We start from the raw sequence: 6,231 nt of genomic DNA on the forward strand, positions 1-6,231 counted from the left end.
TATTTATTTTCCATACTTGTATCGTATCACATTTTGTGTACGTTGCCAAATTATACATACACATAGTTTTATATTTGGGCTATCCATCCCACACCTAAAGAAGTGGGCTTTTCGCCCCTTGCTGTAATAATGAGGGTATCAGAGCCATCTACTTCTTCCAATGTATTGATTGGCATATCGTAGGCATATTGTCTTAACTTCTCTAGCCTCTTTCTCATGAAATACTGGGCTTTATATGTATTTGGTGGAAGCATACAGTACTTTTCTTGGTCAATTTCAAAACCAGAAGGCTCCTTCTCAACCCTGTCATCTAACTCTACTATTCCCCTACTATGACAGGTTCTACTTGAAATATCAATAAGGATTGGTGCTTCAAACTCCTCACTTATATCCAGTGCAAATTTCATAAAATCCTTTGCTTCTTGACTACTTCCTGGAGCTAATATTCCCATATTGGCAAATTTCCCAAATATTCTATTATCCTGTTCATTTTGAGAACTGGCCATACCAGGATCGGAACCGGATACTAATACAAATCCTCCATTTATAGGGGTTTGTGTAAAAGTCATCAGTGGATCTGCAGCTATATTCATTCCTACATGTTTCATAGAAGCCATAGCCCTTGAACCATATATAGAAGCTCCCATAGCTACTTCTAATGCTACCTTTTCATTGGTAGAAAACTCAGAATAAATTTCTTCATATTCTTTCATACTTTCTAATATTTCCACAGTTGGAGAACCTGGATAACTTGCTGCAACCTTACCTCCCCCTTCATAGAATCCTCTTGCAATAGCTTCATTTCCTGACAAAACTACTTTCTTTTTACACCCCATTTTTAAATTTGCCCCCTTTTTTACAGATTACTGTATATATTTACCCTAATATTACTATTATGAAACAATTAAAAATATACTTTATATTTACTATAAAAAATAAATGACTATCTCAAAGTTTTATTTTAAGACAGTCATTTATCAATCTAAAAAATTTTAAATTTCGACTTTATAAAAGAGAAGAAGCCCTTCTTCTCTTCATACTTTATAGGTTCATCTATGGAAATAGCTCTATTTTCCAACAAAGCCTCTCCATTTACACAAGTTATCTTTTTAAATATTTCATCATCTACTAAATCCTTTAAAATATCTAGGCTTTTTTTAACTCTTGGTGATCTAGACCTTGGTGAATGAGCATCTGTACCTACAAAATGGATCATATTGTGTTTTAAAAGCAATTCTCCAGTTATCTTAGAAGCTTCACCATATCTTCCTTCAATACTTGGAAGATTTAGCTGAGCCAAAGCTCCCCTTGTTAAAAATTCATATAAAATATTTGGATCTTCTTGGATCTTAGAATTTCTTTCAGGATGGGCTATTATTGGAGCATATCCTTTTATGCATAGTTCATATATTATATTTTCCATATACATTGGTACATCGAACATAGGCATTTCTACAAGTACATACTTAGTTCCATTTAAAGTAGCCACCCTTTTTTCCATTATATGTTCTAAAGTATTAGGACTTGCATATATTTCATTTCCTAAATATACTTCCAATTCTAAACCTTCATCTTTTAAAGCTTTTTTAAGATTTTCTAAAACTATTTTATTTTCTTCGAAGGTGGCAGGGTTTATATCCTCTATATAATGAGGGGTAGCTATGACTTTTTCTATGCCATTTTCTATATATATCTTTGCCATCTCTATTGATTCATCTATTCTCCTAGAACCATCATCTACCCCTGGAAGTATATGACAATGAATGTCGATCATTTATCTCTCATCCCTTTTTACTCTTCATAATAAGAGTAATAATTATAATAATTGTATCTATAATATCCACTTTTATCTACTGGCACCTTATTCAAAACTACTCCTAATATATTTGCATTTACTTTTTCAAGTAAACTTTTAGCCGTCTTTGAAGCTTCGATTTCAGCTTGTCCCACTGCACATACCAATATAGTGCCATCAGCTATAGTTGAAAGAACTGCTGCATCTGTTACCATCCCTACTGGTGGTGAATCTAATATAATAGTATGATAATTGGTTTCTGCTTCTTTTAAAAATGCTTTCATCCTCTTAGAACCTAATAACTCTGATGGATTTGGCGGAATAGGTCCTGCTGTTAAAATATGAAGATTGTTTTCTGTTTCTGGCTCGTGTACCACTTCTTTTAAATCTATTCCCTCTGCCAATATATTTGTCAATCCTTGACCATTATGTATTCTAAAAAAAGTATGTATTTTAGGTTTTCTTAGGTCACAATCTACTAGTAGAACTTTTTTGCCAGATTGGGCAATAGTTATAGCTGTATTTACAGATACTGTACTTTTCCCTTCTCCTGGTCCAGAAGAAGTAATCACTATACTGCTTAAAGCTTTATCTATACTTGAAAATTGAATATTAGTCCTCAAAGTCCTAAAAGCTTCTGCTATTGGGGACTTAGGGTTTTCATTGGTAATTATTCTTTGACTTCTCATTTTTTCACCTCAATACAAATTAATCTTCTACATTTGGTATAGTTCCTATAATTGGTAGATCTAAATACTTCTCCACATCATCTGGAGTCTTTATAGTACTATCTAAGTATTCAATTAAAAATATTATAAAAATACTAATCATAAAACCTAGTACTCCTGCAATAGCCATATTTAACTTTGGTCTAGGTTTTATAGGTTTTTCTGGTTCTTGAGCTCTGTCAATAACCTGAACATTTTCTACTTTCATCTTTTCTTTTACAGTTTTCATAAATACTTCAGCTGTTTCATTGGAAATAGCTACAGCTAATTTAGGATCTTCATCTACTACTTCAACCTTTATGATCTCTGTATCATTTACAAGATTTACATTTACCTTTTCTTCAAACTCTTTAGGGGTTAAATCCAACTCCAAATTCTTTATAACCTCATCTGTAACCAACCTACTTTTAACCAACTGTCCATAAGTTGGCACAAGCTTTTGATTTAAAAGTACATCATTATAATCTAGTTGACTATCACTGCTGCCATAGTCTCTAGGTTTCCCTACCATAAGGGTAGTAAAAGTCTCATACTCTGGTGTCAATATGAAAAAACTTACAATTCCACTAGCTAGTATAGAAACTACGGTTATCAAAAATATAACCTTTTTTCTCTTTGCCAATATAAAAAAAAGCTCCTTAATACTTACTTCTTCCACTTTTCAAAGCCTCCTTAAAATTTTTATTTTAAACTCTACATATTTAGACCTAAATTATATAGGTCCTTAGACCTATTTATAGTAATTTCCATTTGATGTATAATTAAAATGTTATTTGACATAATATACAATTATATATAAAAAAATATTATTTTTCCACAAGGAGGTATATAAATTGACTTTTTTTGCAGCACTGTCCAAAGTCTATAAAAGGAAAAAAATAGACGGATACTATGAAGCAAGTTCTATGCTCACCCCAAAGGAAAAACAAAGTTTAATCATTGGTTTTTCTATAATTATTATTCCAATAATAATTTGTATTCTATTACTTATTTTAAATTAGAGAGTTCAGCACTTATAGCAACCTCATTTAACCTTTTGGAATGATCTACATATTGTTTTTCTAAAGAATCTTCCTTATAAGGTTCATAAGTTGGTACAAGCTCTACAAGAGCTTTTTTTAATTTAATATTATCACTGTATTCCATTACATATTTAAGCTTTTCTAGACTTTTTATTAAATAATTATAATCTGTAAATATAGGCTTACCTATAAATATTTTATTGTGACCAGTATCTGATATACCTTCCTCGTCTAATAAGAGCTCTTCGTATAGCTTCTCTCCTGGCCTCAATCCAGTTATTTCTATAGGTATATCTACATCTGGTTCAAAGCCTGAAAGTCTGATTAAATCTTTTGCTAAGTCCATAATTTTAACAGGTTCACCCATATCTAGTATAAATATTTCTCCTCCATCTGCCATTGCTCCAGCCTGGAGTACCAATTGGCAGGCTTCTGGTATAGTCATAAAATATCTTATGACTTCTGGATGAGTAACTGTCACAGGTCCTCCTTCAGCAATCTGTTTTTTAAATAGGGGTATAACGCTTCCGTTACTTCCTAATACATTACCAAATCTTACAGCTACAAATTCTGTACTACTTTCTTTGTTTATAGATTGAATGATCATTTCACATATTCTCTTTGTAGTTCCCATAACATTTGTAGGATTTACTGCCTTGTCTGTAGATATCAATACAAATTTCTTCACATTATATTTATCGGTAGCTTGGACTAAATTTAAAGTACCAAAGACATTATTCTTAATAGCTTCTTCAGGATTTTCTTCCATTAGAGGTACATGTTTGTGGGCCGCTGCATGAAATACTACATCTGGCCTTTCCTCGTCTATTATACTTTCAATTCTATCCTTATCCCTAACAGAGGCTATAATAACTTTTAAATTCAACCTTTTATATTTTCTCTTAAGCTCATTTTGTATATCATAAACATTGTTTTCATAAATATCTAATATAGCTAATTCTTCTGGTTCAAATCTAGCTATCTGTCTACAAAGTTCTGAACCTATAGAACCACCACCACCAGTTACTAAGACTTTCTTTCCTCTTATATATCCAGATATATCGTCCATATCTAAATGGATTTCTTCTCTTCCTAAGAGATCTCCTATATCTACATCCCTTATTTTATTTATACTAACCTTTCCATCTATAAGCTCATATATTCCTGGAAGTGTTTTTGTTCTACACTTAGTCTTTTTACATTCACTTATTATTTCACTTATGTCTTTCTTATTAGCAGATGGAATAGCTATTATTATTTCATCTACATCTTTTGTTTTACATATATCTGGTATATCATTCCTAGTACCTAATACTGGTACTCCATTTATATTCTGGCCTATTTTAGTAAAATCATCATCTACTATAGCTACTGGTCTACTATTCAGTCTATTATGATTTCTAAACTCTTTTATAACCATAGCTCCAGCTGCCCCTGCCCCTACTATTAAAACATTTTTACATCCTTCTTTCCCCTTCGGTATATCACTTTCTATCCTCTTCAATGCTCTATAACTAAACCTACTTCCCCCTATAAAGGCTATGTCCATAATAGGAACCATAAAGTATATACTTCTTGGAAGATTGGCTTCTACCATAGTCATATAGGCTATAACCACTGCATTAGCCACTATTGAAGCTAGTACTATATCTATCATTTCGTCTATACTGGCAAATCTCCAAAGAGATTTATATAGTTTAAATAGATAAAATATAAATATTTTTATACTAGTTATAATTACTATATGACTTTTAAAAACCTTTAAATACATAGGAGCTATCTTTCCATCAAATCTCAAATAAAGAGATAAGTAATATGCCAAGCTTATAAGAACCACATCTAGCAATGCAAGCATGTACTTTCTTCTTTTCATAATATCCCTCTTCTCGTAAATATTAATAGGGCATAAGAAACAGGACAAAAGTCTTATAGCCAAATTATAACAAGTTTCCATCTTTTCTTCAATAAATAGAGTATAGAATCGCTATTTTCATATATTATATTATATAGTATTATATCACTCCTACTTTTACCATACCATTTTAAGCGCAAACAAAAAATGAAACAGGACTAATCTATTTATAGATTAGTCCTAAATAAATATAATTATCTATTAAGGCTGTATTCTCTTTCTTTTAGTGCAACCTTTGAGCGTACATAGATTGTCAAAGTGATGAATAAAGTTAGAACTTCATAAACTAATGGTGCAATCCATATACCTACATCTCCAAATATATTTGGCAAGATAAATAAAACCATACATATCAGTATATATCCTCTCAAAGACGATATAATAGTAGCCTTCTTCGTCTCTTTAAGTGCAGTAAAGTAGCCAGAAAATACAATATTAAGTCCACAGACTAAAAATCCAAAACTAAATATTTTCAAGCCTTTCAAAGAAATCTGGAAAGCTTCCTTGTTTGAAGGCTTTAAAAATAGAGAAACCAATTGCTCATTAAATAATTGAGAAGCAATAAAAAACACTAATCCAAATATTAAAGATGTCTTTAAAGCTAGATCTAATAATCTCTTTATACTCTTTTGATCCTCTCTTCCATTCTGAAACTCCCACGGCTAAAGCCGATGGGGTTCTTAGGTACTATATAGATTTCTTTAATACTCTCACTATATTAAATATAGTTACAACGCATTAAAACTATCTATTTTCCCTAAGACTTTCACTATC

6 protein-coding genes and 1 pseudogene are annotated in these 6,231 nt (G+C 31.5%); 1 reads left to right on the forward strand and 6 read right to left on the reverse strand.

Translation table 11 applies throughout. The features are described 5' to 3' along the window. Positions 1-68: 68 nt before the first annotated feature. From FYJ27_RS12355 to FYJ27_RS13070, 4 genes are all read right to left on the reverse strand, one after another. A complete protein-coding gene (locus tag FYJ27_RS12355) occupies positions 69-836 on the reverse strand; it encodes a hypothetical protein (protein ID WP_154485097.1) in 768 nt (255 codons plus the stop codon). A 146-nt stretch (positions 837-982) separates the two neighbouring features. Then, a complete protein-coding gene (locus FYJ27_RS12360; RefSeq protein ID WP_154485098.1) occupies positions 983-1,774 on the reverse strand; it encodes a tyrosine-protein phosphatase in 792 nt (263 codons plus the stop codon). A 17-nt stretch (positions 1,775-1,791) separates the two neighbouring features. Continuing rightward, a complete protein-coding gene (locus FYJ27_RS12365; RefSeq protein ID WP_154485099.1) occupies positions 1,792-2,484 on the reverse strand; it encodes a CpsD/CapB family tyrosine-protein kinase in 693 nt (230 codons plus the stop codon). 19 nt (positions 2,485-2,503) lie between these two features. After that, positions 2,504-3,181: a YveK family protein gene (locus FYJ27_RS13070; protein WP_154485100.1), complete on the reverse strand. Its 678-nt coding sequence runs from the start codon at positions 3,179-3,181 to the stop codon at positions 2,504-2,506. Between the two features lie 175 nt (positions 3,182-3,356). Between FYJ27_RS13070 and FYJ27_RS12375 the strand changes: the two genes are divergently transcribed. Then, complete coding sequence (locus FYJ27_RS12375) at positions 3,357-3,524, forward strand: hypothetical protein (protein WP_154485101.1); 168 nt, start codon at positions 3,357-3,359, stop codon at positions 3,522-3,524. On the opposite strand, the gene FYJ27_RS12380 is transcribed toward FYJ27_RS12375, so the two are convergent. Then, entirely contained in the window at positions 3,511-5,418 is a 1,908-nt protein-coding gene (locus tag FYJ27_RS12380; protein ID WP_154485102.1) for a polysaccharide biosynthesis protein, read from the reverse strand. The genes FYJ27_RS12375 and FYJ27_RS12380 overlap by 14 nt on opposite strands. Before the next feature lie 233 nt (positions 5,419-5,651). Next, positions 5,652-6,092, reverse strand: a pseudogene (locus tag FYJ27_RS12640) (lipid II flippase MurJ); the annotation flags it as partial. Between the last annotated feature and the right edge of the window lie 139 nt (positions 6,093-6,231).

Source organism: Anaerosalibacter bizertensis (genome assembly GCF_009696605.1).
In the GTDB taxonomy this organism is placed as follows: domain Bacteria; phylum Bacillota; class Clostridia; order Tissierellales; family Sporanaerobacteraceae; genus Anaerosalibacter; species Anaerosalibacter bizertensis.

Coding starts and splice junctions, on each gene's coding strand:
- FYJ27_RS12355 (WP_154485097.1), bottom strand. CDS start 836: ATGGGGTGTAAAAAGAAAGTAGTTTTGTCAGGAAATGAAGCTATTGCA.
- FYJ27_RS12360 (WP_154485098.1), bottom strand. CDS start 1,774: ATGATCGACATTCATTGTCATATACTTCCAGGGGTAGATGATGGTTCT.
- FYJ27_RS12365 (WP_154485099.1), bottom strand. CDS start 2,484: ATGAGAAGTCAAAGAATAATTACCAATGAAAACCCTAAGTCCCCAATA.
- FYJ27_RS12380 (WP_154485102.1), bottom strand. CDS start 5,418: ATGAAAAGAAGAAAGTACATGCTTGCATTGCTAGATGTGGTTCTTATA.